Raw genomic sequence first — 24,526 nt, forward strand, 5'->3', positions numbered from 1 at the left:
TCCGCCGGAACTTCGGTCATCAGGGGAGCATTCATTCGGGGACGAACACCCACAACAGCCGGAGCGTCCCATCCATGCGCAGAGTTCTGACGATCATCGGGCTGGTTCTGGGCGCCCAAGCGGTGGGGGGCTTCCTGTTCGCCTGGTCGGGGCTCTACAGCATCGCCGCCAGCAAGGAGCACTGGCCACCGGTCCACTGGTTCTTCAGCATGGCGATGCGCAGCTCCATTGAGACGCACGCCGCCTTCGTGGGCGATCCGCCCGACCTCGACGACCCGGCGCTGATCCGGCGCGGCGCCGGCCATTACGAGGACGGCTGCGCCCCCTGCCACGGTGCGCCGGACGTCGGGCGCAACCCGATCTCGCGCCACATGCTGCCCACCCCGCCCTTCCTGCCGGGCCATGCCGGGGACTGGACGGACAAGCAGCTCTATTGGATCACCTACAACGGCATCAAGTACGCCGGCATGCCGGCTTGGCCGGCGCAGGCGCGCGACGACGAGCCCTGGGCGGTGGCGGCCTTCCTGCGCCGGCTGGACGGCATGAGCGCCGAGGAATACCGCCGCCTCGCCTTCGGGGAAACGCCGCCGGACGGCGACCGCTCGGCCCTGGCCGATCTGCAAATGCTGGACGGCTCCGCCCGCGAGGTTCTGGACAATTGCGCCCGCTGCCACGGCTATGACGGAGCCGGGGGCGGCCCCGGGGACAGCATTGCCGCCTTCCCCCGCCTGTCCGGCCAGAACGCCGAGTATCTCTTCCACGCGCTGAAGGCCTACGCCGAGGGCGGGCGGCACAGCGGCATCATGCAGCCGGTGGCCGCCGGGCTGGACGATTCGATCCTGCGCACCCTGGCTGACCACTATGCGGGGCAAACGGCGGCGCCCTACCCGCCCCCGCCCGCCGACGCCGATCCGGCCCTGCTGGAGTTGGGCGCCCGGCTCGCCGATTCCGGCGACCGCGCCACCGGGGTTCCGGCCTGCTCCGGCTGCCATGGCGAGGACCGCGACCCGCGCTACCCCCGCCTCGACGGCCAGCACGCGAGCTACATCGCCGACCAGCTCCGCCTCTGGCAGAAGGACGCGCACGGCGACACGCCGCTGTCCAGGATCATGGGCGCCGCCGTCCGCAACCTGACGGAGGAGCAGATCCGCGCCCTATCCCTGCACTACGCGCAGAGCCGCCCACGGCAGACGGCGGAGACGGAGGGAGAGCGCTGAACCTTGCCCTCGACCAAGCGCCACCCGTTCAAGAACAACAATGGTTAGGATTGCTGATTTTCCGTCTCACGGAATAATTCATGCATTCCTCTGACGGGCGGGATGAAGCGGGACCTATGGTTCTGCGCCCACGGAGCACAGGCCGCGAAGGCAGCCCGTGGGCGGATCAATCATGGGAGGAATCGATGTCCAAACGCTTTTCCCTGCTCCTGTCCACTGCGGCGCTTCTAACCGTGCTCGGCACGCTGCCGGCCTACGCCGCCGATCCCGCCCTGGAAGCCAACGTTCGCAAGACGGTGAGCCCGCAGACCCAGAGCTGGCTCGCCGATCCGGCGGTCGTCGACGCCGTCAAGGCCCAGAACGCGCAGAACAAGGGCCTCGACCAAGCCAAGATCGACGCCATGGACAACGATTGGAAGGCGGCGGCCAAGGCCAAGTCCGCCAACCCCACCTACGACAAGATCGCCGCCAACGCCGTGACCAAGCGCCTGAAGGAGGTGACGGACAAGAGCAACGGCCGGATCGTGGAAATCCTGCTGATGGACAACCGCGGCCTGAACGTGGCCCAGACCGGCGGCACCTCCGACTATTGGCAGGGCGACGAGCCGAAGTGGCAGAAGGTCTACAGTGGCGGCTCCGACCTCTACATGACCGACCCGGAGAAGGACGCCGGGACGAACGCCATGCTGACCGAGGTCAGCGTTCCCGTGCTCGATCCTGCCAGCAAGGAGAAGATCGGCGTGGCGATGATCGTGCTCGACACCAACAAGCTCGGCAACTGACGGGGCGCGGCTTCCCGCCGGCCCATCCCCGCCGGGCCGCCAACGGGAAGCCGCCCTACCCGGCGTTCTCCACCAGGAAGCGCTGGAAGGCGTCCACATCCAGCGGGCGGCTGATCAGGAACCCCTGGATGCGCGTGCAGCGCTGGCGGCGCAGCATGTCCGCCTGCTCCTCCGTCTCCACTCCCTCGGCGATGGTGTCGAAGCCCAGGCTCTCGGCCAGATTCACGATGGTGTTGACGATGGCCGGGTCGGTGGCCGACTGCACGATGTCGCGGACGAAGCTGCGGTCGATCTTCAGCGTGTTGATCGGGAACCGCTTCAGATAGGCCAACGAGGAATAGCCGGTCCCGAAATCGTCGATGGACAGGCGGATGCCGATCCCCTTCAGCCCGTGCAGGATGGTCACCGCCTTCTCGATGTCGCCGATCATGGCGCCCTCGGTCAGCTCCAGCTCCAGCCGCTCCGGCGGCACGCCGCTGCGCTCCACCACGTCGCGGACGAAGGTCACCAGACGCGCGTCTTGGAACTGGCGCGGCGACAGGTTGACCGACACCGACGCGATGTCCAGCCCCGCCGCCAGCCAGCCGGCCAGCCGGGCGCAGGCCTCCTTCAGGGTCCAGGCGCCGATTTCCCAGATCAGGCCGGTCTCCTCGGCCAGCGGGATGAACTCCGCCGGGCTGACGAGGCCGCGGACCGGATGGTGCCAGCGGATCAGCGCCTCCGCCCCGATCACCCGGTGGGAGCCGCGCTGCGGCATGTCCACCTTGGGCTGGAAATGCAGCGCGAACTCCTCGCCGGTGGCGGCGGCGCGGCGCAGGTCGCTTTCCAGCCCCAACGTGAAGCCGGTGCGCTCCCGCATGCCCGCCTCGTAGAAGACGAACTTGCATTCCGGGTTGCGCTTGGCGTGGTACATGGCGAGGTCGGCGTTGCGCAGGAGCTGGTCCGCCGTCTCGCCGTCGTCGGGGAAGAAAGCCACGCCGATTGAGGCGCCGCAGAAAAGTTCCTGGTTGTGGACGGCGAAGGGCTCGCCCATCGAATAGAGGATCTTCTCGACCAGCCGGGCGCCGGCGGCTCGGTCCACCGCGTCGGGGGCCACGATCAGGAACTCATCGCCGCCCAGCCGGCCCACCGTGTCGGACACGCGGGTGCAGTTGCGCAGCCGCTTGGCCACCAGCTTCAGCAGGTCGTCGCCGGCGTGGTGGCCCAGCGTGTCGTTCACCTGCTTGAAGCGGTTGAGGTCGAGGAAGGCCACGGCGACCTTGGTGCGCATGCGCTGGGCGCGCACGATGGCCTCCTCCAGCCGTTCGCAGACCAGCCAGCGGTTGGGCAGGTCGGTCAGCCGGTCGAAGCTGGCCTGGTAGCGGATCTGGTGCTCCTGGTCCTTGCGCTGGCTGATATCGGCGAGCGTCAGCACGTAATGCTCCAGCACCCCGCCCGGCGCGCGAACCGCCGTGACCGACAGCGAGGCCGCGAAGGCGTCGCCGGAATGGCGGAAGCTGGTCACCTCGCCCTGCCAGCGCCCTTCGGTGCGGGCGGTGCGCCAGATGTCCTCGATGAAGGCGCGCTCGTGCGAGCCAGGGGCGAAGATCACCAGCGGGCGGTGGAGAAGCTCCTCGCGCTGGAAGTCGGTCATCACCTCGTAGGCCGGGTTGACCGCCTGCACCGACAGGTCGGGGTCCACGATCAGGATGCCGTCGGCCACGCTGTCGAAGACGGTGGCGAGCAGCCGGATCTTCTCCTCGTGCTGCTTGCGCTCGGTGATGTCCTGGACGGTGCCTTCGTAGTAGCGGATGCGGCCCTGCGGATCGCGCACGCAGCGCGCGTTCTCCGAGATCCAGATGATCGAACCGTCGTTGCGGAAGACCCGCGCCTCGAAGCTCTGCACCACATCGCGCTCGGCCATCAGGCGGGCGAAGGCCTCGCGCTTGCCGGGGTCGACGTAGAGCTGGCCGGCGATGTCCGTTAGGTTGTCGATCAGGTCGGCCGGCGACCGGTAGCCGTAGATCCGCGCCAGCGCCGGGTTGACCCGCAGATAACGCCCGTCCACCGTGGTCTGGTAAATACCTTCGACCGCGTTCTCGAAAATACTTCTGTATTGCTCTTCCGTCTCTTGGCTCATGGACCGGGCCTCATCTGGCGCGAGAGCGTTGGCCTCAGGAAAAAGCATGCGGAGGACCTGAGCGGGCAATTGCGATGGACGCCTCTTTTGCGCCGCAAAAAAGTAGAAGGCGGATCGCGACGCGCGTCAAGGCGGTTCGTTTTATATTTTTCACAATTGCAATAAAAGAGGCATATGACCCATCCCGCCTGGACGTTGCATCGCCACAGCGCCGGGTGGCGGAAAGGCCACAGAATCGGCCTGAATCACCGGTTCGGACCATTGGCAAACAAAAAGGGCCGGATCGCTCCGGCCCTTGCTGCGCGTGGCATTTCCGCCCTGTAAGAGGCGCCGCCGGGGTCAGTGCCCGTGCGTGCCCGTCTTGGCGCCTTCCTTCAGGACGAAGTGACGCGAACAGTAGGGGCATTCGACCTTCCCCTCGGCGCTCAGCGTCAGATAGACAAGCGGGTGGCCGAGCGCGCCGCCGCCGCCGTCACACCCGACGGTCAGGGTTTCGACTTCAATCGTTTCAATTGGCTGCATGGCAGACATCCTCCGCTTTGACACACACGCGCGTTAACGCCATCGTTAAGATGCCCACCGAATGAGGCACGCGCGCGGGGTCGGATCATACCCAACGCGCCGGACGGATCAAGTGATTGGACAGTGATCGCCCTCGGGGATTCGGACCAGGGGCACGACCGGAAAGGCCCTTTCGATTCCATGGTTGCCCACGACCCGCTGAACGCCGCCGCCCTGCCCACCGCCACCTTGCCCGCCCACGCCGTCCCCGCATACGCCGTGGAGGTGCGCGGCCTCACCAAGACCTACCAGGCCTCCGGAAAGGCCGGCCCGAAACAAGCTCTTAAGGGCATCGACCTGGCGATTCCGCGCGGGGCGGTGTTCGGGCTTCTGGGGCCGAACGGGGCGGGCAAGTCCACGCTCATCAACATCATGGCGGGTCTGGTCAACAAGACCGGCGGCACGGTGTCGATCTGGGGAACCGACATCGACGCCCATCCGCGCCAAGCGCGGGCGTCGATCGGCGTGGTCCCCCAGGAACTGAACATGGACCCTTTTTTCACTCCGCGGGAAATGCTGGAGCTTCAGGCCGGCCTCTACGGCGTGCCCAAGGCCGAGCGCCGGACCGAAGAGCTTCTGGAGGCCGTGGGCTTGCGCGACAAGGCCGACGCCTACGCCCGGTCGCTGTCGGGGGGCATGAAGCGGCGTCTGATGGTGGCGAAGGCGATGGTGCACACCCCGCCCGTCCTGGTGCTGGACGAGCCGACCGCCGGCGTGGACGTGGAACTGCGCATCCAGTTGTGGGAGCATGTGCGCAAGCTGAACCGCGAGGGCTCGACGGTGCTGCTGACCACCCATTATCTGGAGGAGGCGCAGGAGCTGTGCGACTCCATCGCCATCATCAACCATGGCACGGTGGTGGCCTGCGAGCCGACGGCGACGCTGCTCCGCCGGGTGGACGCCAAGGCGCTGACCGTTCTGGTGGACCGCAACTTGGACGCCGTGCCGGCGGAACTGTCCGCCTTCACCGCCGAACTGGCTGAGCCGCGGCGCCTGATCGTCCGCTACCAGCCGAGCCGCCAGCGGGTGGACGGCATTCTCGCCGCCCTGGCAAGCGCCGGGCTGGGGGTGGTCGATCTGAGTACCGAGGAGTCGGACCTGGAGGACATCTTCCTGCAGCTGACCGGCGGCGCGCACGCCCGCAAGGAGATCGCGCACGATGCGGCGTAGGGCGGCCGGCCGGATGGCGAAACTGATCGTCGGGATCGGCCTTCTGCTGTCCGGCTGCACCGCGGCCTACCAGCCGATGGGCCTCCCCGTGACCCAGCCGGCCCTGACAGACCGCGCCCTGATCGCCGCCGACGGCTTCGAACTGCCGCTGCGCCGCTGGCTGCCCGAGGATGGAACGTCTCGCGCGGTGGTGCTGGCCCTGCACGGCTACAACGACTATTCCAACGCCTTCGACGGGGCCGGGCGCAGCCTTGCCGCAAGGGGGATCGCCGTCTACGCCTACGACCAGCGCGGCTTCGGCGCGACGCGGAACACCGGCATCTGGCCGGGGACCGACACGCTGGTAGCCGACCTCAAGGCGGCCGTCTCGCAGATCCACGCCCGCCACCCTGGCCTGCCGGTCTATCTGATGGGCGAAAGCATGGGCGGTGCCGTGGTGCTGACGGCCATGACCAGCGCGGCTCCGCCCGACGTGAACGGCACGATTCTGGTCGCTCCTGCCGTCTGGGGCCGCGACGCGATGGGCTTCTTCCCGCGGGCGCTGCTGTGGCTCAGTTACAACACGGTTCCGGGGATGGTGGTGCACCCGCCGAAGGATCTGAAGATCCAGGCGTCCGACAACATCGAGATGCTGCGCGCCCTGGGCCGCGACCCGCTGGTCATCAAGGGCTCCCGCGTCGATGCGCTGGAGGGGCTGACCGACCTGATGGGCACGGCCCTGGCCGCCTGCGGGCATTTGTCGGTGCCTTCCCTGGTGCTCTACGGCGCCCACGAGGAGGTGCTGCCGAAGACCCCCGTCAACCGGGCGGTCGAGGAGTTCGAATCCGGTGGGCGGCATGTGGTGGCGGTCTATCCCGACGGCTGGCACATGCTGCTGCGCGACCTGAAGGGTCAGGTGGTGGTCAACGACATCGCCACCTGGATCGAGAACCCCAAGCAGCCCCTGGCGAGCGGCGCCGACCGCAACCGCAGCCTCCTGGCCGCGAAATAAGCACGGATGGGCGGCCCCGGCGGGGTGTGAAAAAATGTCGAAAGGAGTGTTTGCACTGGCCGAGGCTTTTCGCTATGGTGCGCCTCCGCTGATGATGGACCCGTAGCTCAGCTGGATAGAGCGCTGCCCTCCGAAGGCAGAGGCCGATGGTTCGAATCCATTCGGGTCCGCCAGCGATTTCAAAGGCTTAGCCGCAATGCAGGCTAGGCCTTTTTTATTCACATTTCCGATTGCGTCCCCGTGTCGCTGTGGAAGCGCTACGCCAGCTCCCGGACAGCAGGGGCATGCTCGTGGGCGCCCGCCATCGGCTCCGCACCGGCTCGGCTCTGGCTTTCCCCTCCCATCAAATACGCGGCCGCGACCCCCGTCACCCCTCCCCACACCACATGGGCGGCCAGCATCAGGCTGTTGCGGGAGCGCGGATGGCGGGTCGCGGGGGTCAGGATGCGCATTGCCGGAATCCAGCCGAGATAGCTGGCGCCCCAGACCGCGAGGCCGTAGCCGATCCCCGTCGCCACCGCCGGTCCGCCGATCCGACGCGCGACCGCCGGATACAGCGCCCCGGCGGCGGCGCCGTAGCCGTAATGCAGGGCGAGCGTCAGGTCGCGGCGCTCCGGCTCATCCATCGCGTCCATCACGCCGGTCGGGCCGACGACGCGGTCCGTGATCAGGCGCGGCGGCAAGGGGTAACGGTCCTTCTCCGGCAAGGCGCGGAACATCGCGCGCATGGCCGCCGTCATGGCGACGGTGCCGGCCAGCCCGGCGATGGCTCCGGCGACAGAGTGGTTCATGGGAAATGGACCGAAGGTTGTTGTGTGGAGCCTCCAATCAACAGGACCCCGCCTTTCAAGGTTCCTGGTGAGGCATGGGAGCGGCGGGGAAACCTCTTGCTTGGCCAAGCGTTGAGGGACCAGGGCGTGGCATCAGAATCAAGGTGCAGCACATGCGTCGCTTCCTGCGGGACAACGGGCTGTCGGTTGCCTTGTTCGGGCTGTTCCTCGTCTCGATCGTCGGGCAGGTGCTGGCCGGATGGCGCGCCCTGGCGGAGGAGCTTCGCCTCCACGCCCAGCCGCCCGTCGGCTTCCTCGACTACCTGACCACCGGCCATTTCCTGTCGGCGACCTTCGAGAACTGGGAGAGCGAGTTCCTCCAGATGTCGGTCTATGTGCTGCTGACCGCCATCCTGGTCCAGAAGGGCTCCTCGGAATCCAAGAAGCCGGGAGAGGCCAACCCGGAGGACGAGGCGCCCGAGCGGCGGCGCGGCGATCCCGACGCACCCTGGCCGGTGCACCGGGGCGGCCTGCTGCTGCGGCTCTACTCCCACTCGCTCAGCGTCGCGCTGGTGACGCTGTTCGTGATGTCCTTCGTCCTGCATCTGGCGGGCAGCACGCGGCGCTCGAACGAGGAGGCGGCGTGGCATCACCAGCCCATCCGGACCATGGGCGAAACCCTCGCCGATCCGGAATTCTGGTACGAGAGCTTCCAGAACTGGCAGAGCGAGTTCCTGTCCATGGGGGTTCTGGTCGTGCTCGGCATCTATCTGCGCGAGCGCGGCTCCCCCGAATCCAAGCCGGTCGCCGCCCCCAACCGCCAAACCGGCGACTGACCGCCCGGCCCTTCACGACCGGCCTTTTCGGGGGCGTCGGGCGCTCGACTCTCGGGCCGCCTTCGGCCATGGTAACGCCCCAAAGGGAAGAGGCCGCATCATGTCCGACGAAAAGACCACCGACACGCTCCAGACCGCCACCGAAGCCCCCGCGCCCGTTGGGGACGGCAGCGGCCTGTATCTGGTGGACGGGTCGGGCTTCATCTTCCGGGCCTTCCACGCCCTGCCGATGCTGAACCGTCCGGACGGCACGCCGGTGAACGCGGTGCTGGGCTTCTCCAACATGCTGCTGAAGCTGCTGGCCGACCTGAAGGCCTCCGCAGTGGCGGTGGTCTTCGATTCGAAGCGGCTGAACTTCCGCAACGAGTTCTATCCCGAATACAAGGCCCACCGCCCCGAGCCGCCGGAGGAGCTGAAGCCCCAGTTCGCCCTGATCCGCGAGGCGACGGAGGCCTTCTGCCTGCCCTGCCTTGAGCTGGAGGGCTACGAGGCCGACGACCTGATCGCCACATACGCGCGGCTGGCCAACGAGGCCGGGCGCGAGGTCACCATCGTGTCGTCCGACAAGGACATGATGCAGCTCGTCCGCCCCGGCGTGCGCATGCTCGACCCGCTGAAGAACAAGCCCATCGGCCCCGACGAGGTGTTCGAGAAGTTCGGCGTCGCCCCCGACCGGGTGGTGGACGTGCAGGCTCTGGCCGGCGACAGCGTGGACAACGTGCCGGGTGTGCCGGGCATCGGCGTGAAGACCGCCGCCCAGCTCATCACCGAATACGGCGACCTGGAATCGCTGCTGGCCCGCGCCGGCGAGATCAAGCAGCCGGCGCGCCGCCAGAAGCTGATCGACTTCGCCGAGCAGGCGCGGATCTCCCGCCGCCTCGTCCTGCTGGACGACCATGCTCCGCCGCCGAAGCCGCTGGAGGAGCTGCGGGTCCGCGAGCCCGACCACCAGAAGCTGATCGACTTCCTGCGCGCCCAGGGCTTCCGCACCATCGTCAGCCGCGTCGAGGCGGAGATGCGCAAGGACGGAACCATCGCCGACGGCGCGGTCCCCTCCTCCGCCACGCCGTCCGCCGGCCCGGCCAAGGCCGCCGCTTCCACCGACACCGCCCCGGCGGCGGAGATCGCCGCGCCGCGCAGCCGCCCCGCCCCGCCGACCGACGTCGAGCAGCGCTACGAACTGGTGCAGGACCTTGACGCCCTGGCCGTCTGGCTGGAGCGCGCCCGGACCACCGGCATCCTGGCCGTGGACACCGAGACCAACTCGCTGACCCCCGCCACGGCGACTCTGGTCGGCATCTCGCTGGCGACCGAGCCGGGGCTGGCTTGCTACATCCCCCTGGCCCATCAGGCCCCCAACGCCGCGGCCAGCGGGGAGCTGTCCTTCGAGACGCCGGAAGCGCCGAAGCAGATCCCGGCGGAGGACGCGCTGAAAGCGCTGCAGGAGGTGCTGGAGGACCCGGCGATCCTCAAGATCGGGCACAATTTCAAGTTCGACCACCAGCTCTTCGCCCGCCACGGCGTGCGCGTGTCGCCGGTCGACGACAGCATGCTGATCTCCTACGTGCTGGAGGGCGGCGCCCACGGCCACGGCATGGACGAGCTGGCGGAACTGCACCTCGCCCACACGACCATCCCCTACAAGGAGGTCTGCGGCACCGGGAAGAACCAGATCACCTTCGACCGCGTGCCGCTCGACAAGGCGCTGGCCTATGCAGCGGAGGACGCCGACATCACGCTGCGGCTGTGGCGGGTGCTGAAGCCGCGGCTGGTCGACGAGCGGATGGTCACCGTCTACGAGACGCTGGAACGCCCGCTGGTCCCGGTGATCGCCGACATGGAATCCTGCGGCATCCGCGTGGACCGGGCGGCGCTCGCCCGCCTCTCCCAGGACCTCGCCGTCCGCATGGCGGAGATCGAGAAGGAGGTGCACGGGCACGCCGGGCGCAGCTTCAACATCGGCTCGCCCAAGCAGCTCGGCGAGATCCTGTTCGACGAGATGAAGCTCGGCACCGGCAAGAAGGGCAAGACCGGCGCCTACTCCACCGATTCCAGCGTGCTGGAGGAACTGGCGGAGCAGGGCCACGTCATCGCCCAGCGCGTGCTCGACTGGCGCCAGCTCGCCAAGCTGAAGAACACCTACACGGACGCGCTCCAGGCCCAGATCGTCGAGGGGACGGAGCGGGTGCACACCGCCTTCGCCATGGCGGCGACCAACACCGGCCGCCTGTCCTCGACCGACCCGAACCTGCAGAACATCCCGGTCCGCACCGAGGAGGGCCGCAAGATCCGCCGTGCCTTCGTCGCCGCACCGGGCCACAAGCTGATCTCCGTCGACTATTCGCAGATCGAGCTGCGGCTGGTCGCCGAGATGGCCGACATCGCCGCGCTGAAACAGGCCTTCCAGGACGGCATCGACATTCACGCGGCCACCGCCAGCCAAGTCTTCGGCGTGCCGCTGGACCAGATGACCTCGGAGATCCGGCGCAAGGCCAAGGCGATCAACTTTGGCATCATCTACGGCATTTCCGGCTTCGGGCTGGGCCGCCAGCTCGGCATCGCGCCGGGCGAGGCCAACGCCTTCATCAAGGCCTATTTCGAGCGCTTCCACGAGCTGAAGGTGTGGATGGAGGCGACCAAGGCCTTCGCCCGCCAGAACGGCCATGTGGTGACTCTGTTCGGGCGGCGCTGCTACATCCCCGGCATCCACGACAAGAACGCCGCCCGCCGCGCCTTCGCGGAACGGCAGGCGATCAACGCGCCGATCCAGGGCACCGCCGCCGACATCATGAAGCGCGCCATGGCGCGCGTGCCCGGCGCCCTGAAGGAAGCCGGCTTCGACGACGTGCGCATGCTGTTGCAGGTGCACGACGAACTGCTGTTCGAGGCGCCGGAGGATCAGGCCGAACGCGCCGCCGCCCTGGTGCGGCAGGTCATGGAGGGTGCCGCCACGCTCGGCGTGCCGCTGGTGGCGGAGGCCGGCATCGGCGGCAACTGGGACGAGGCACACTGAGATGTCCGGCAAGGATTCCGGCACCAAGGAACCCGCCGATCCCGAATTCGAGGCGCTGATCCGCTACATCCAGGAAAGCCGCGGCCTCGATTTCCGCGGCTATAAGCGCACCAGCCTGCAACGGCGCATCCGCCGCCGGATGGAGGATGCCGGCTGCGAGGATTTCGCCGCCTATCACGGCCTGCTGGAAGCCGACCCGCAGGAATTCATCCATCTTCTGAACACCGTGCTGATCAACGTGACCTCCTTCTTCCGCGACACCGAGTCGTGGGACGTGCTGCGGAAGGACGTGGTCCCGCAGATCCTGGCGCAGCGTTCCGACCGCGACCCCATCCGCATCTGGAGCGCCGGCTGCGCGTCGGGGGAGGAGCCCTATTCCCTTGCCATGCTGTTCGCGGAGGCACTGGGCAAGGACGCCTTCATCAACCGGGTGAAGATCTACGCCACCGATCTGGACGACGCGGCGCTGAACATCGCCCGGCACGCCATCTATTCCCCGCGCGACGTGGAAGGCGTGCCGTCCCCGCTGCTGGAGCGGTATTTCGAGCGCACCAACAACCACCACGTCTTCCAGCGCGAGCTGCGCAAATGCGTGATCTTCGGGCGGCACAATCTGGTGACCGACGCCCCGATCTCGCGCATCGACCTGTTGGTCTGCCGCAACCTGCTGATCTATCTGGAAAGCGACACCCAGAACATCGTCCTGCCGCGCCTCCACTACGCGCTGACCAACGACGGCGTCCTGTTCCTCGGTAAGGCGGAGACCCAGCTCGCCCGCTCGAAGATGTTCGAGCCGGTGAATCTGAAGAGCCGCATCTTCCGCAAGGTGCCGCAGGAATGGCGGCGCAGCCTGGGCGGCAGCCTGACCATCGCGCCGGAGCACAACAACCACCGGCAGAGCTTTCAGACCCGGCTGATGGAAGGCATCGTGGACAGCAGCGCCACCGCCTATCTGTCGGTCAACGGCGACGGCATTCTCGTCTTCGCCAACGCCATGGCCCGGCGCCTTCTCGATGTGGGCGAGATTGACATCGGCCGCCCGTTCCAGGACCTGTCGATCTCCTATCGCCCGGCGGAGCTGCGCTCGCGCATCGAGGAGGTGCAGAAGACCGGGCGCGTGGTGCGCATCGAGCACCAGGAATTCACCCGGCCGCCGGGCGAGCCGATGCGCCTGACCATCGAAATCTCCCTGCTTTACGGGCGTGACGGCAAGCCCTTCGCCACGCTGCTCGGCTTCACCGACACCAGCCGGCATTTCCAGGTGCAGCAGGAGCTGGAAGCCGCCCAGGAAAGCCTGGAGACGACGATCGAGGAGCTGCAAAGCTCCAACGAGGAGTTGGAGACGACCAACGAGGAGCTCCAGTCCACCAACGAGGAGTTGGAAACCACCAACGAGGAACTTCAGTCCACCAACGAGGAACTGGAGACCATGAACGAGGAGCTGCGCTCCGCGAACGAGGAGCTGGAGGTCGCCAACGAGGAGCTGCGCCGCCAGGGCGAGGAGTCCGGGGAGTTCTGCCGCTACTCGGAATCGATCCTGCGCAGCATGGACGTGGGCATCATCGTTCTGGACCAGGATTTGCGCGTGCGCTCCTGGAACCGCTGGGGCGAGAACATGTGGGGCCTGCGCGCCGAGGAGGTGCAGGGCGAACATTTCCCCGACCTCGACATCGGCCTGCCGGTGCACCGGCTCCGCCTCGACCTGGAGAGGGTCCTGCACAGCGAGGCGCCGCAGGGACCCGTCATGCTCAACGCCGTGGACCGGCGCGGCCGCGCGGTTGCCTGCCGGGTCCGGCTCTCCCCGCTGCTGTACGAGGCGCGGGAGGCCCGCGGCATCGTCCTGATCATCGAGGACGTGACCGAACAGACCCGGACCGAAGCCTTTGCCGGCTATCTTGGGCGAATCATCGGCGAATCCCTGAACGAGGTCTATTTCCTGGACCCGTCCAACTTCCATTTCCTGCTGGTGAACCGCGGAGCCGAGACCAAGCTGGGCTACAAGCTGGAGCATCTGAAGCAACTGGCCGTCCACGACCTGATGCCCGAGGTGCCGGCGGAGCGTTTCCGGGCGCTTGTGGCGCCCCTTCTCTCGGGCGACAAGCAGGAGGTGGTCTTCGAGACGGTGATGCGGGGCAGTCACCGCGGCCCCCATCCGGTCGAGGTCTGCCTTCAGCATTTCGGCGGGGAACAGCCGCCGATCCTCGTCGCCATCGTGCACGACACCACCGAACGCCAGCGTCTCGGCGCTGACGGAGGCGAAAAGGCGGTGGTGGAGTAGGAGACGGTCAGAACCGGTCGGGCGCGCCGCCGTTTCCGGGGGAAATGGATGGGCGAACCCACTCCTCACCCAGGAAGCGGATCAGCACCTCCGCACGCTCGCGCGCCTCGCGCCCGGCCTCGTCCCACCGCTTGGCGGACAGCGCCTGCCCCACGCCCTGCGCCGTCTCGGCCAAGCGTTGGCACAGGGCGGCGCGTTCGTTCAAGGCCCGCAACGCCACCTCGAACGCCTGCTCCACCATGTGGAGCTGCGCCTCCTCCATGCTGTCGGCGCCGTAGCGATGGCCGATGTGGCAGGTGAAATAGGGCAGCGTGTCCACCTTGGTTTCCCGGAGCGCCCCTCCGCAATCCGGGCAGGTCAGGGCGGACGGCGTTTCCAGTTTGTACATGCCTTCCATAGGCGCCTCCATGGATGCCACCTTGGATGCCACAGGCCGCGTTGCAGCCGGAACGCGGTCCGCGGCCAAGCGGGCGAGCAGCGCGCCCATGGCCGCCGCCGGCACGCAGTGGTCGACCGCGACGTGGTCGAGCGCGCTGCGCGGCATGCCGGGATGCCGCGCGTCCGCGGGGTCCTGCACCACGGCGATGCCGCCCCGCCGCTTGATCTCGGCAAGGCCCGCGGTGCCGTCGTTCAACCCACCCGACAGCACCACCCCGATGACCTTGGGGCCATAGGCCCGCGCGGCGGACCGGAACAGCGGATCGGCGGCGGGCCGGGTGCTGTTCTCGCGCGGTCCGCGCAACAGGCGAAGGCGCCCGGGCGGTTCCACCACCAGATGGCAACCCGGCGGCGCCACATAGATGCAGCCGGCGCGGAGCGGCTCCCGGTCGGTGGCGTGGCTGGCCGGAAGCGACCCGGCCCGGTCGAGGATCGACGGCGCCGAACTCGGCCGATCGCCGATGTGCAGGACGACGCACACCGCCGCCGGCAGATCGGTCGGCAACTCGCGAACCAGGGTTTCCAGCGCCTCCAACCCGCCCGCCGACGCGCCGACCACGATCAGGGCGCCGTCCGTCATGGGGGCCCAGCCTTTGCCCGTTCGGCACCGGCTGGAGGCGGTTCCATCAATCCTCTCCTTCGTCGGCCAGACTGCCCGCCAATTCCTGCCCCTGTCTCGACAACACCTCCTTCAGCATCGCCACGGTCCGCTCGGCCTCCTGCGCCGACCGGGTCCAGTTGGCCTCGACGGCGGCGTGACCATGCTCGCGGGCCCGCTCGGCCAAGCGCCGGAACATGATGGCGCGGTCCTGATGGGTGCGCAGGGCCACCCAGATGGCCTGCTCGATCGACTCCCGATGCGCCTCCGCCAGCGCCGCGGGGCCGTAGGCGTGGCCGACCTTGCAGCGGAAGCGCAGCAGCGGCCCATCCTCGATCTCCACCAGATTGCCGCCGCAATCGGGGCAGCTCAGCGTGCTCGGCTTGCCGACGGAGGCGGTGAGTTCCGGCACCGCGTCGAACTCGTTCTCCGGAACGCGCGCCTCCCTCGCGATGTCGTCGGGAACCGGCACCGGCGGGCCGCACGGTTCGGCCAGCCAGCGGGCCAGCAGCCCCGGAAGGTCGGACAGCGGAACGCAGGCGTCCACGGAGACATGCCGCATGGCGTTGCGCGGCATGTCCGGCCATTCGGCATCGTCCGGGTCCTGCACCATCGCCAGCCCGCCGCAGCGCTTCACGGCGCGCAGCCCGGCGGTCCCGTCGTCCAGCGTGCCGGTCAGGATCAGCCCCACCGCCCGCACGCCATAGGCGACCGCCACCGACCGGAACAGCGGGTCGATGGCCGGGCGGCAACGGTTCTCCCGCGCGCCGCGGCGCACCAGCGCGCAGCCGTCCTTGACAAGCAGATGGTGATCGGGCGGGGCGACGTGGATCCAGCCCTCCCGCACCGGCTCCCCATCCTCGGGATGGAAGGCGGGAAGCCAGCCGGCGCGCGACAGCAGGACCGGCAGCACGCTGTGGGTGGCGCCGATGTGCTGAACGACGAAGACCGTGGCTGTCACATCGTGCGGCATCGCCGCGAACAGCCTCCGCAGGGCGGTGATCCCACCAGCGGAAGCTCCGATGGCCAGGATGTCCCTCTTATCCATGGATCGGAAACAACAGTTTATACATGCGTTGTGACAACAGCGCGTTGACCAGGAAATTCCGGCTTTGGTCCTATAACTTTTCCACGCGCGCAGTGTTGTGCGGTCTGTGCAATCATTCGTTCCCAGCGAGGGGGGAGGGCTTGGGAAGATCGGCATCCATCCGTGCGGGGAACGAGACTAGCGAGTCCGAGCGCGAAGTGTTGCGCGAGCGCGTCGCGGAGCTGGACCGGAGCCTGGAACAAGCCCTGGTGACGGCGGAGGACGCGCAGGAGGAAGCCCGCCTTCTCGCGGCCGACCGGATTCAGCTCGAAGAGGAGATGACCGCGCAGCGGCATGAGATCGCCGCGTTGCGCGAACGCCTCACCGCGTCGGAAACGCGCCGAGCGGAACTGCTCGACGCCCTGGCGGATTCCGACCAGCGCTTGAACACGCTCCGCCGGGACGAAAACCATTTGTCGGAAGAACTCCAGACCTCCTACGAGGAGCTTCAGGTCCTCACCGAGGAGTTGGAGGAGGCCAACGCCGCTCTGGAACAGCGGGTCGAGGAGCGCACGGCCCAACTCACCGAGAGCGAGCGGCGGTTCCGCACCCTGTTCGAGGCGATGGACGAGGGGTTCCTCCTCGCCGACGTCCTGTTCGACGGCGACCGGCCGGTGGACGTGCTGTATCTGGAGATGAACCCCGCGGCGCGGCGCATGACCGGGGAGGATTACGTCGGGCGGCGGCTGCGCGAGATCAGCCCGGCCTTCGAGGATTACTGGTACGAGGTGTTCGGCCGCGCAGCGCGCGACGGAGAATCGACGCGGACGGAGCTGTACGCCGCGCCGCTGGAGAAATGGCTCAGCTTCTACGTCTTCAAGGTCGGCGCCCCCGAGCAGCGCCGCATCGCCGTGATCTTCCGCGACGTGACCGAGCGGAAGCGGACGCAGGAGCAGCTCAAGCAAGCGAAGGAGACGGCGGAGGCGGCGAACCGGGCCAAGACCAAGTTCCTCGCCGCGGCCAGCCACGACCTGCGCCAGCCGATCCAGGCGGCGGCCCTCTACGCCCATGTCCTGCTCGGGTCGGTCGGCTCTGACCCGATCGCCCAGGAATCGCTCAACCGGCTGAAGGCGTCCATCGACAGCCTGAACGGCATGCTGAGCGGCCTTCTCGACTTGTCCCGGCTGGAGGCCGGCGTCATCGAGGTATCGGTCAGCGACTTCTCGCCCGCGGCGCTGATGACCCGTCTGGCCGAGGAGTTCCGCGGCGTGGCCGAGGCGTCGTCCATCGAGCTGCGCTGTCGGCCCAGCCGCCTTGCGGTGTCCACCGATCCTCATCTGCTGGAACGGCTGCTGCGCAACCTGCTGTCCAACGCCATCGCGCACGGCCATCCCAATGGTACGGACGCCAAGGGGCGCGTGCTGGTCGGCTGCCGCCGCCGGGCGGACGGGGTGGAGTTCCAGGTGTGGGACAACGGGCCTGGCATCCCTGAGGACGCTCGCGAGGCCATCTTCGAGGAATTCCGCCAGCTCAACAACCCGGAGCGCAACGCCACCCAGGGCTTCGGGCTGGGCCTGTCCATCGTGTCGCGCCTCGCCCGCCTGCTGGGGACGGAGGTGGCGCTGCGCTCGCGGGTCGGCTCGGGTTCGGTCTTTTCGGTGACGGTGCCCTACGCCCGCAAGCCGGAGGCCGGCGCCGCGGTGGTTCCGGTCGCCAACCGGGAGCCGCGGCTGAAAGGGCGCACGGTGCTGCTGGTGGAGGACGACGAGCAGGTCCGCCGCAGCATGACCATGATGCTGAAACGCTGGGGCCTGCGCGTGGTCGCCGTGTCCTCGGCGGGGGAGCTGGCCGCGGCGCTGCCCGGCCTGCGGCGCCCCCATGTGGTGCTGACCGACTACCGTCTGCCGGGCGGCGACTCCGGACGCTCGGTGGTCGAGCTGGTGCGCCAGCGCTGGCCGGTGCCGGGCATCATCATCACCGGCGACACCGCCCCGGAACGGCTGCGCGAGGCCATGTCGCTCGGCTGCCGCCTGCTGCACAAGCCGGTGCTGCCTGCGGATCTGGCTGGGGCGCTGGGCGAGGTTCTGCCATCTTGATTTTGCCCTCCTGAGGTTGCGCGCCGACGCGGGGGTGCGACCAATAGTCCCTTGTTCCTTCGGCTTAGCCCGATTAGCCTATCCCCTTACTCGGATAAGGGGTTCGCCCGGGACATGCCGGCTTTGTTTGGAAGCGTTGGACGCAGGCTGGGCCGCGCCGCCGTGATGGCGGGCGGGGTCGCTTTGCTTCTGCAGCTTCTCGGCTGGGCCTTCCTGATTCCGGTGGCCAACGCCGCGACCGGCGAAACGGTCATGATCTGCACGCCGCAGGGCATGGCCTCCATCGCCCTCCCCGACGGCCCTCCTCCTGAATCCCTGCTTCCGGACAGCAAGCCCATGCTGTCCATGGGCGAGGACTGCCCGGTCTGCGGTCTGGTCGCCGGCCTCACCGCGCCGCCGCCGCTTCTGACCCTGGTGCTGCCGGTCTCCGTCGTCGCCCACAGCTCCATCGGGCTGCCCGGCCAGCACATCGCCGCCGGCTGGTTCCTGTCGCGGCTGAAGGCCCGAGCACCCCCGGCCCTCGTCTGACCACCCTCGGCACGCGCCCTGTGATCGCCGCGCCCGGCTGCTGAGCCCGGCGGCGCGGCCCTTCCGGCCGCGCCCACCCCATCCCTCACGCCAGCCGCCGCACCGCAACCCGCCGGTCCCGACCCCTTGCGCCGATTGTCGCGCGGATCGATGACCGGGCGGGACGGCAAGGCTGCGTCGATCTTCCCTCGTCCGATTCGAGAACGAGCACCCGATGATTCGCCTGTCCACCGCCGCGTCTGCGGCGAACGCCCCCCGCTTGTCCAACCGCCTTCTCGCCTCCACCGCCCTTCTGACGGCGGTCCTCGCCGCACTGAGCGCAGCGCCGGCCCGAGGCCAGACCCCGCAGGCCCTTCCCGCCGTCCCGGTCGAGACGGAGACGGCACCCGCCGCCACGGTGCCGGAGAAGGGCCTGTCCCGGCCGCTCGGCGCCGGCACGCTCGACGCCGCCGAGATCGCCAGCCGCAAGATCGCCAGCGCGGACGCCGCGGCGCTGCTGCGCAGCCTGCCGGGCATGTCGCTCTACAGCGCGGGCGGCTTCTCCAGCCTGCCGGCGCTGAACGGGCTGGCCGACGACCGCGTGCGCGTCCAGGTCGACGGCATGCCGATGACCGCCGCCTGCGCCAACCACATGAACGCGCCGCTGTCCTACGCCGACCCCGCCGTCATCGGCGCCATCGAGGCCATCGCCGGCGTCACCCCGGTCAGCAAGGGCGGCGACAGCATCGCCGGCACCGTCGCGGTGACCAGCAAGCCCCCCGTCTACGCCCAGCCCGGCGAGCCCATCCATGGCGAGGGCAGCCTGTCCACCGTCTACCGGTCGAACGGCAACGGCACCACCCTGTCCGGCACCACCACCGCGGCGACCGAGCGGTTCAGCCTGCGCTACACCGGCGCCTGGAGCCGTGCGGACGACCACGAGAACGGCAACGGGGACAAGGTCCGCTCCACCCTCTACAACGTGCAGAACCACGCGCTGTCGGCCAGCGCGCGCAAGGATGGGCACGAGATCACTCTGTCCGGCGGCTACCAGTATTCGCCCTACTCCGGTTTCGCGAACCAGCGGATGGACATGACGCTGAACCGCGGCACCACCCTGAACGGCCATTACAAAGGTGAATTCGACTGGGGCACGCTGGACGGCCGGGCCTTCTGGCAGCGCACCGTCCACGCCATGAACTTCCTGCACGACAAGGGCGGCGCCGACCACGGCGGCATGCCGATGAACACGGACTCGCACGAGATGGGCTACGCCGTCTCGGCGGAGGTGCCGCTGTCGGTGCAGGACACGCTGCGCGTCGGCAACGAGCTGGTCCGCTACCGCATCGACGACTGGTGGCCGCCGGTGGCCGGGGCGGCGATGATGTCGCCGCTGACCTTCGTGAACCTGAACGACGCGCGGCGCGACCGTCTGGGCACCTTCGCGGAATGGGAGAAGCGCTGGACCCCGGCCTGGACCTCGCTGCTCGGCGTGCGCAACGATGTGGTGTGGATGGAGAACGGACCGGTCCAGCCCTACTCCTGGGCCAACCCGATCCGCACCGGCATGATGGGCATGGGTATGGGCATGGCGAACCCGGACGCCGCGGCGGCCACGGCCTTCAACCAAGGTGATCGCTCCAAGACGGACGCGAACGTCGACGCCACGGCGCTGCTCCGTTTCGCGCCGTCCGCGTCGGAACGCTACGAGCTGGGCTTCGCCCGCAAGACCCGCTCGCCCAACCTGTATGAGCGGTTCGCCTGGGGCACCGGGGGCATGTCCTCCACCATGATCGGCTGGTACGGCGACGCCAACGGCTATGTCGGCAACCCGGACCTGAAACCGGAAACCGCCTACACGGTCGGCGCCACCGCCGCCTGGCAGGACGCCGAGGCCAAGCGCTGGTCGGTCAAGGTCACGCCCTATTATTCGCACGTCGAGAACTTCATCGACGCCGACCGCATCGGCACCCTGTCGAACGGCTTCGTCCAGCTGCGCTTCGCCAACCACACCGCCGAGCTGTATGGCATCAACGCCGAAGGCCGCAGCATCGTCCATCAGGACGAGCGGCTGGGCGAGTTCACGGTGGGCGCCGTGGTCAGCTACGTCCGCGGCCGCAACCTCGACACCGGGCGCGACCTCTACCACATCATGCCGTTGAACGGGACGATCGACCTCGGCCACCGGCTGGGCGACTGGAGCAGCGTCCTGGAGTTCCAGATGGTCGGGCGCAAGTTCCTGGTCGATCCCGGGCGGAACGAGCCGGAAACCCCCAGCTACGCCCTGGTCAACCTGCGCACCAGCTACGTCTGGGGCAACCTGCGCGCCGACGTCGGGATCGAGAACCTGTTCGACGCCCACTATTACCTGCCGCTGGGCGGCGTCGATTACGGCGATTTCCGCGCCAGCGGCAACCGCCAGCCGGTCGGCGCGCTGGCCGGCATGGGCCGGTCCTTCAACCTCGGCCTGACCATGGCCTTCTGATGGAGGCCGGCTGACGAGGCCCCCGCCTTGCGCGCGATCCGCCTTCATGAGCGCCCCCAGCCGGCCCGCCGGCCGCTGGGGGCGCTCGCCCTGTCCGGGACGCTGCACGCCGGCGTCCTGGCCGTCCTCCTGTCCGCCGCCGGAGCGGCCCCCGGCACAGTTACGGAGGAGACCGGCGCCGTCAGCCTCAACGAAGCCATCACCCCAGTGATCGAGGTGATGCTGGTGGCGTCCGAGGCGGACAGCGGCCCGCCGCCGGCAGCGGAGCCCGAACCCGAAAGCGAACCGGAGAGCGAACCGCGGCAGGACCCCGTGCCGGAACCGGCCACGGAACCCGAGCCGGAGGTGGCGCCGGAACCAGCGCCTCCGGAGGTGGAGCCGACCCCGGAACCCGCACCGGAACCCGCACCGGAACCACCCCCTCCCCCGCCACCCAAGCCGCTGCCGAAACCGAAGCCGCCCGTCAAGGTGGTGCCGAAACCGCAGGCGGCGCCCGGTCCGAGCCCATCACCGACGCCGTCCGCTGAAACCGGGACCGGAACCGGCCGCAACGCGGCGGCAGCGGTCGAGGCGGTCTCGGCCAGCCGGGGCGCAATGGTGGATTATGGAGCGCAGGTCTGGGCCTGGATCGGACGGCACAAGCCGGAAAAGGTGGTCGGCGGCGGGCAGGCCATCGTCAAGCTGACCCTCGGCACGGCCGGCGAGGTGCTCGACGCCTCCATCCTGACGTCGAGCGGCGACGAGGCGTTGGACCGGGCGGCCCTGGCCGCGGTGCGCAAGGCGTCCCCCTTCCCCCTCCCGCCGCCCGGCCTGACGGCGGAAGACCGCGTCTTCTCCGTGCCCTTCCTATTCCGCCCGCGGTGACTCCGGCGCGCCGGAAGCGGCGCTCAACCCTGCCCACCCCCACTTCCCGTTTGCGCTTTGCGGCTCCACGTAGGATAAAGCGCCCCAATTCCCGAGATTTCCGACGGCGAGCACCCCCATGGGCTTCAATTGCGGCATCGTCGGCCTGCCGAACGTCGGCAAGTCGACCCTGTTCAACGCGCTGACCGCCACCCAGGCGGCCGAGGCGGCGAACTTCCCCTTCTGCACCAAGGAGCCGAACGTCGGCCGCGTCGGCGTGCCCGACCCGCGGCTGGACAAGCTGGCGGCCATCGCCAAGTCGCAGAAGATCATCCCGACCCAGCTCGAATTCGTCGACATCGCCGGCCTGATCCGCGGCGCCTCGAAGGGTGAAGGGCTGGGCAACCAGTTCCTCGCCAACATCCGCGAGGTGGACGCCATCGTCCACGTCCTGCGCTGCTTCGAGGACGACGACGTCACCCATGTGGAAGGCAACGTCGATCCCCTTCGCGACGCCGAGGTGGTCGAGACGGAGCTGATGCTCGCCGACATGGAAAGCCTGGAGCGCCAGCTCACCAGCCTCCAGAAGAAGGCGAAGGGCGGCGACAAGGACTCCAAGATCAAGGCCGATCTGATGGAGCGCGCGCTGAAGGTCCTCCAGGACGGCAAGCCGGCCCGCGTCGTCGAGGTCAGCGAGGAGGAGAAGCCGGTCTTCAAGCAGTTCATGCTGCTGACCGCCAAGCCCGTCCTCTACGTCTGCAACGTCGAGGAGGCCTCCGCGGCCACCGGCAACAGCCTGACCGCCAAGGTTGCCGAGAAGGCCAAGGCCGAGAACGCCGGCATGGTCGTCATCTCCGCCGCCATCGAGGCGGAGGTCGCCCAGCTCTCCGACGCCGCCGAGAAGCAGGAATTCCTGGAATCCCTCGGCCTTGAGGAGACCGGCCTCAACAAGCTGATCCGCGCCGGCTTCCAGCTTCTCGACCTCATCACCTTCTTCACCGTCGGCCCGAAGGAGGCCCGCGCCTGGACCGTGCGCCGCGGCGCCAAGGCCCCGGAAGCAGCGGGCGTCATCCACACCGATTTCGAGCGCGGCTTCATCCGGGCCGAGACCATCGACATCGACAGCTACGTCACGCTGGGCGGCGAGCAGGGCGCCAAGGACAACGGCAAGATGCGCCAGGAAGGCAAGGAATACGTCGTCAACGACGGCGACATCTTCCATTTCCGCTTCAACGTTTGATTGGACGGCCGTGCAACCCTTCTCCTCTTCTGGGGAGAAGGGTTAACGCCTCCCAATCTTATCACCGTTGAGAAATCCGTTAACCCTTTCGTAAAACTGGAAAAACCGCTTAAATACCCCTGAGATATGGTTAACAAGCCTCGCGTCGGCTGTTAAGCCCCTATGGGCGACAACCGAGGGCTGGACCGGAGGGGATATGGCGGTGAACCAGAACGCGACCATCGCGCCAGGCGCCGGCACCTTCTCCGACCGCGTGCGCGACGCCATCCGGCACGGCGAGTTGCGCCTTGCCTTCCAGCCGCAGGCCGACGCCCAGAGCGGGCGGCTGACCGGGTTCGAGGCGCTGTCGCGCTGGCGCCTCGACGACGGCACGGTAATCCCGCCCGACGTCTTCATCCCAATGGCGGAGACCAGCGACGCCATCCACATCCTCGGCGAATGGACGGTGCGCCGCGCCTGCGAGACCGCCGCGGGCTGGATGCAGGACGGCATCGCCGACGTGCCGGTGGCGGTGAACCTGTCGGCGCGGCAGTTGCAGGACCCCGGCTTCGCCCGCACCGTTCTGGGCATCCTCGCCGAAACCGGCCTGCCCGCCGCCAATCTGAAACTGGAGCTGACCGAAACCGCCCTGTTCGAGCACAGCGAGTCCTCGCGCGAGGTGCTGACCCAGTTGCGCGGCGCCGGGGTACGGCTGGTGCTGGACGATTTCGGGACGGGCTATTCCTCGCTATCCTTGCTGCGCCGCGTGCCGGTCGAGGCGCTGAAGATCGACAAGCACTTCACCCAGGCGATGGTGCAGGACCGCGACGCCGCCGCCATCGTGCGCGCCATCATCGACCTCGCCCACGCTCTGGGGATGCAGGCGATCGCCGAGGGGGTGGAGACCAAGGACGAGCTTCTGTACCTGCGCGCCTACCGCTGCGACCGCATCCAGGGCTATCTGCTGGCCAAGCCCCTGGACACGGCGCAGGTCCCGGACTTCATCCGGCGGCTCGCCGCGACGCCGACAGGCGGATGACCCGCTCCGTCTCGTCCCATTCGGTCAGTTCTGCGGCCTCGTCGACGGTGGCCCAGCGGGCCTCCAGCGCGTCGTCGGCGCAGACCGCCTCGCCCTCCGGGCTCTCCGCCGCCACCTCGACGATGGTGTAGTGGTACTGGACGGCCCCAGCGTCGTCGAGCGTCATGGCGTCCACCACCGTGACCACCTCCGTCGGCACGACGTGCAGACCGGTTTCCTCCAGCACCTCGCGGACCGCCGTCTCGAACACCGTCTCGCCCACCGACTGGGCGCCGCCGGGCAGGCTCCACTGCCCCATCCGCGGCGGACGGCCCCGGCGGATCAGCAGGACCCGGTCGCCGCGCCACACCACGGCGCCCACCCCCACCCAGGGACGGTCGGGGTATTCGCGGCCGGAACGGTCGGCGGGGGGCGTGGTGGACTCGGGCGAGGCGGACATGGAAACTCCCTCGTTGCGCTTGACCCGACGCTAACCCAGGCGGACAGTCGGATACCAGTGGCCAAGAGGCCGAACGAACCGCCGCTCCGGACGCCGCC

Annotated in this window: 19 protein-coding genes and 1 tRNA gene; 14 read left to right on the top strand and 6 right to left on the bottom strand. The window is 68.6% G+C overall.

All coding sequences use genetic code 11. The features are described 5' to 3' along the window. The first annotated feature begins 74 nt into the window (after positions 1-74). A complete protein-coding gene (locus tag ACWPXE_RS28780; RefSeq protein ID WP_454020568.1) occupies positions 75-1,217 on the top strand; it encodes a c-type cytochrome in 1,143 nt (380 codons plus the stop codon). A gap of 185 nt (positions 1,218-1,402) precedes the next feature. Then, a complete protein-coding gene (locus ACWPXE_RS28785) occupies positions 1,403-1,999 on the top strand; it encodes a PDC sensor domain-containing protein (RefSeq protein ID WP_454020569.1) in 597 nt (198 codons plus the stop codon). 55 nt (positions 2,000-2,054) lie between these two features. Here ACWPXE_RS28785 and ACWPXE_RS28790 read toward each other — a convergent pair whose 3' ends face one another. Together ACWPXE_RS28790 and ACWPXE_RS28795 are read right to left on the bottom strand one after the other, a co-directional pair. Continuing rightward, on the bottom strand, positions 2,055-4,118 hold the full coding sequence (locus tag ACWPXE_RS28790) for a putative bifunctional diguanylate cyclase/phosphodiesterase (protein WP_454020570.1): 2,064 nt from the start codon (positions 4,116-4,118) through the stop codon (positions 2,055-2,057). A 339-nt stretch (positions 4,119-4,457) separates the two neighbouring features. Next, positions 4,458-4,649 (bottom strand): zinc-finger domain-containing protein, encoded by a 192-nt coding sequence (locus ACWPXE_RS28795; protein WP_079285642.1) that lies wholly within the window; start codon positions 4,647-4,649, stop codon positions 4,458-4,460. A gap of 171 nt (positions 4,650-4,820) precedes the next feature. Between ACWPXE_RS28795 and ACWPXE_RS28800 the strand changes: the two genes are divergently transcribed. The 3 genes from ACWPXE_RS28800 to ACWPXE_RS28810 all read left to right on the top strand — a co-directional run bounded on the left by ACWPXE_RS28800 (position 4,821) and on the right by ACWPXE_RS28810 (position 7,013). After that, positions 4,821-5,849 carry an ABC transporter ATP-binding protein gene (locus ACWPXE_RS28800; RefSeq protein ID WP_454020571.1) on the top strand — a complete coding sequence of 343 codons (1,029 nt, stop codon included), beginning with the start codon at positions 4,821-4,823 and terminating at the stop codon, positions 5,847-5,849. 13 nt (positions 5,850-5,862) lie between these two features. Further along, complete coding sequence (locus tag ACWPXE_RS28805) at positions 5,863-6,840, top strand: alpha/beta hydrolase (protein ID WP_454020572.1); 978 nt, start codon at positions 5,863-5,865, stop codon at positions 6,838-6,840. Between the two features lie 96 nt (positions 6,841-6,936). Further along, positions 6,937-7,013 (top strand) — tRNA-Arg (locus ACWPXE_RS28810). A gap of 84 nt (positions 7,014-7,097) precedes the next feature. Here ACWPXE_RS28810 and ACWPXE_RS28815 read toward each other — a convergent pair. Continuing rightward, positions 7,098-7,631 (bottom strand): hypothetical protein, encoded by a 534-nt coding sequence (locus ACWPXE_RS28815; RefSeq protein WP_454020573.1) that lies wholly within the window; start codon positions 7,629-7,631, stop codon positions 7,098-7,100. Positions 7,632-7,783: 152 nt separating this feature from the next. On the opposite strand from ACWPXE_RS28815, the gene ACWPXE_RS28820 reads away from it, so the two are divergent. The 3 genes from ACWPXE_RS28820 to ACWPXE_RS28830 all read left to right on the top strand — a co-directional run bounded on the left by ACWPXE_RS28820 (position 7,784) and on the right by ACWPXE_RS28830 (position 13,737). Beyond that, entirely contained in the window at positions 7,784-8,446 is a 663-nt protein-coding gene (locus tag ACWPXE_RS28820; RefSeq protein WP_454020574.1) for a DUF6766 family protein, read from the top strand. Positions 8,447-8,546: 100 nt separating this feature from the next. Further along, positions 8,547-11,459 carry a DNA polymerase I gene (gene polA, locus ACWPXE_RS28825; RefSeq protein WP_454020575.1) on the top strand — a complete coding sequence of 971 codons (2,913 nt, stop codon included), beginning with the start codon at positions 8,547-8,549 and terminating at the stop codon, positions 11,457-11,459. Between the two features lies 1 nt (position 11,460). Then, the gene (locus ACWPXE_RS28830) at positions 11,461-13,737 is read left to right on the top strand and encodes a CheR family methyltransferase (RefSeq protein WP_454020576.1); all 2,277 of its coding nucleotides are present in this window, start codon (positions 11,461-11,463) and stop codon (positions 13,735-13,737) included. A 7-nt stretch (positions 13,738-13,744) separates the two neighbouring features. On the opposite strand, the gene ACWPXE_RS28835 is transcribed toward ACWPXE_RS28830, so the two are convergent. Further along, complete coding sequence (locus tag ACWPXE_RS28835; protein ID WP_454020577.1) at positions 13,745-14,755, bottom strand: chemotaxis protein CheB; 1,011 nt, start codon at positions 14,753-14,755, stop codon at positions 13,745-13,747. 46 nt (positions 14,756-14,801) lie between these two features. Beyond that, entirely contained in the window at positions 14,802-15,821 is a 1,020-nt protein-coding gene (locus ACWPXE_RS28840) for a chemotaxis protein CheB (RefSeq protein WP_454020578.1), read from the bottom strand. Positions 15,822-16,018: 197 nt separating this feature from the next. On the opposite strand from ACWPXE_RS28840, the gene ACWPXE_RS28845 reads away from it, so the two are divergent. The 6 genes from ACWPXE_RS28845 (at position 16,019) to ACWPXE_RS28870 (ending at position 23,989) form a co-directional block, all read left to right on the top strand. Beyond that, positions 16,019-17,896, top strand: coding sequence for an ATP-binding protein (locus ACWPXE_RS28845; RefSeq protein ID WP_454020579.1), 1,878 nt, complete (start codon positions 16,019-16,021; stop codon positions 17,894-17,896). Between the two features lie 114 nt (positions 17,897-18,010). Continuing rightward, positions 18,011-18,424, top strand: coding sequence for a DUF2946 family protein (locus tag ACWPXE_RS28850; RefSeq protein ID WP_454020580.1), 414 nt, complete (start codon positions 18,011-18,013; stop codon positions 18,422-18,424). A gap of 214 nt (positions 18,425-18,638) precedes the next feature. Next, on the top strand, positions 18,639-20,888 hold the full coding sequence (locus ACWPXE_RS28855) for a TonB-dependent receptor (protein WP_454020581.1): 2,250 nt from the start codon (positions 18,639-18,641) through the stop codon (positions 20,886-20,888). A gap of 27 nt (positions 20,889-20,915) precedes the next feature. Beyond that, complete coding sequence (locus ACWPXE_RS28860) at positions 20,916-21,752, top strand: energy transducer TonB family protein (protein ID WP_454020582.1); 837 nt, start codon at positions 20,916-20,918, stop codon at positions 21,750-21,752. Positions 21,753-21,870: 118 nt separating this feature from the next. Then, on the top strand, positions 21,871-22,971 hold the full coding sequence (gene ychF, locus ACWPXE_RS28865; protein WP_454020583.1) for a redox-regulated ATPase YchF: 1,101 nt from the start codon (positions 21,871-21,873) through the stop codon (positions 22,969-22,971). A gap of 196 nt (positions 22,972-23,167) precedes the next feature. Beyond that, positions 23,168-23,989 carry a putative bifunctional diguanylate cyclase/phosphodiesterase gene (locus ACWPXE_RS28870; protein WP_454020584.1) on the top strand — a complete coding sequence of 274 codons (822 nt, stop codon included), beginning with the start codon at positions 23,168-23,170 and terminating at the stop codon, positions 23,987-23,989. Here ACWPXE_RS28870 and ACWPXE_RS28875 read toward each other — a convergent pair. After that, positions 23,952-24,428, bottom strand: a complete 477-nt coding sequence (locus ACWPXE_RS28875) for an NUDIX hydrolase (protein ID WP_454020585.1) — start codon at positions 24,426-24,428, stop codon at positions 23,952-23,954. The two genes, ACWPXE_RS28870 and ACWPXE_RS28875, sit on opposite strands and share 38 nt — an antisense overlap. Between the last annotated feature and the right edge of the window lie 98 nt (positions 24,429-24,526).

The sequence above is a fragment of the Azospirillum sp. Marseille-Q6669 genome (assembly GCF_965111635.1).

Bases quoted from the DNA above. Each gene is read 5' to 3' on its own strand.
- ACWPXE_RS28780 (WP_454020568.1), top strand. From the start codon at position 75: ATGCGCAGAGTTCTGACGATCATCGGGCTGGTTCTGGGCGCCCAAGCG.
- ACWPXE_RS28785 (WP_454020569.1), top strand. From the start codon at position 1,403: ATGTCCAAACGCTTTTCCCTGCTCCTGTCCACTGCGGCGCTTCTAACC.
- ACWPXE_RS28790 (WP_454020570.1), bottom strand. From the start codon at position 4,118: ATGAGCCAAGAGACGGAAGAGCAATACAGAAGTATTTTCGAGAACGCG.
- ACWPXE_RS28795 (WP_079285642.1), bottom strand. From the start codon at position 4,649: ATGTCTGCCATGCAGCCAATTGAAACGATTGAAGTCGAAACCCTGACC.
- ACWPXE_RS28800 (WP_454020571.1), top strand. From the start codon at position 4,821: ATGGTTGCCCACGACCCGCTGAACGCCGCCGCCCTGCCCACCGCCACC.
- ACWPXE_RS28805 (WP_454020572.1), top strand. From the start codon at position 5,863: ATGGCGAAACTGATCGTCGGGATCGGCCTTCTGCTGTCCGGCTGCACC.
- ACWPXE_RS28815 (WP_454020573.1), bottom strand. From the start codon at position 7,631: ATGAACCACTCTGTCGCCGGAGCCATCGCCGGGCTGGCCGGCACCGTC.
- ACWPXE_RS28820 (WP_454020574.1), top strand. From the start codon at position 7,784: ATGCGTCGCTTCCTGCGGGACAACGGGCTGTCGGTTGCCTTGTTCGGG.
- polA (WP_454020575.1), top strand. From the start codon at position 8,547: ATGTCCGACGAAAAGACCACCGACACGCTCCAGACCGCCACCGAAGCC.
- ACWPXE_RS28830 (WP_454020576.1), top strand. From the start codon at position 11,461: ATGTCCGGCAAGGATTCCGGCACCAAGGAACCCGCCGATCCCGAATTC.
- ACWPXE_RS28835 (WP_454020577.1), bottom strand. From the start codon at position 14,755: ATGACGGACGGCGCCCTGATCGTGGTCGGCGCGTCGGCGGGCGGGTTG.
- ACWPXE_RS28840 (WP_454020578.1), bottom strand. From the start codon at position 15,821: ATGGATAAGAGGGACATCCTGGCCATCGGAGCTTCCGCTGGTGGGATC.
- ACWPXE_RS28850 (WP_454020580.1), top strand. From the start codon at position 18,011: ATGCCGGCTTTGTTTGGAAGCGTTGGACGCAGGCTGGGCCGCGCCGCC.
- ACWPXE_RS28855 (WP_454020581.1), top strand. From the start codon at position 18,639: ATGATTCGCCTGTCCACCGCCGCGTCTGCGGCGAACGCCCCCCGCTTG.
- ychF (WP_454020583.1), top strand. From the start codon at position 21,871: ATGGGCTTCAATTGCGGCATCGTCGGCCTGCCGAACGTCGGCAAGTCG.
- ACWPXE_RS28870 (WP_454020584.1), top strand. From the start codon at position 23,168: ATGGCGGTGAACCAGAACGCGACCATCGCGCCAGGCGCCGGCACCTTC.
- ACWPXE_RS28875 (WP_454020585.1), bottom strand. From the start codon at position 24,428: ATGTCCGCCTCGCCCGAGTCCACCACGCCCCCCGCCGACCGTTCCGGC.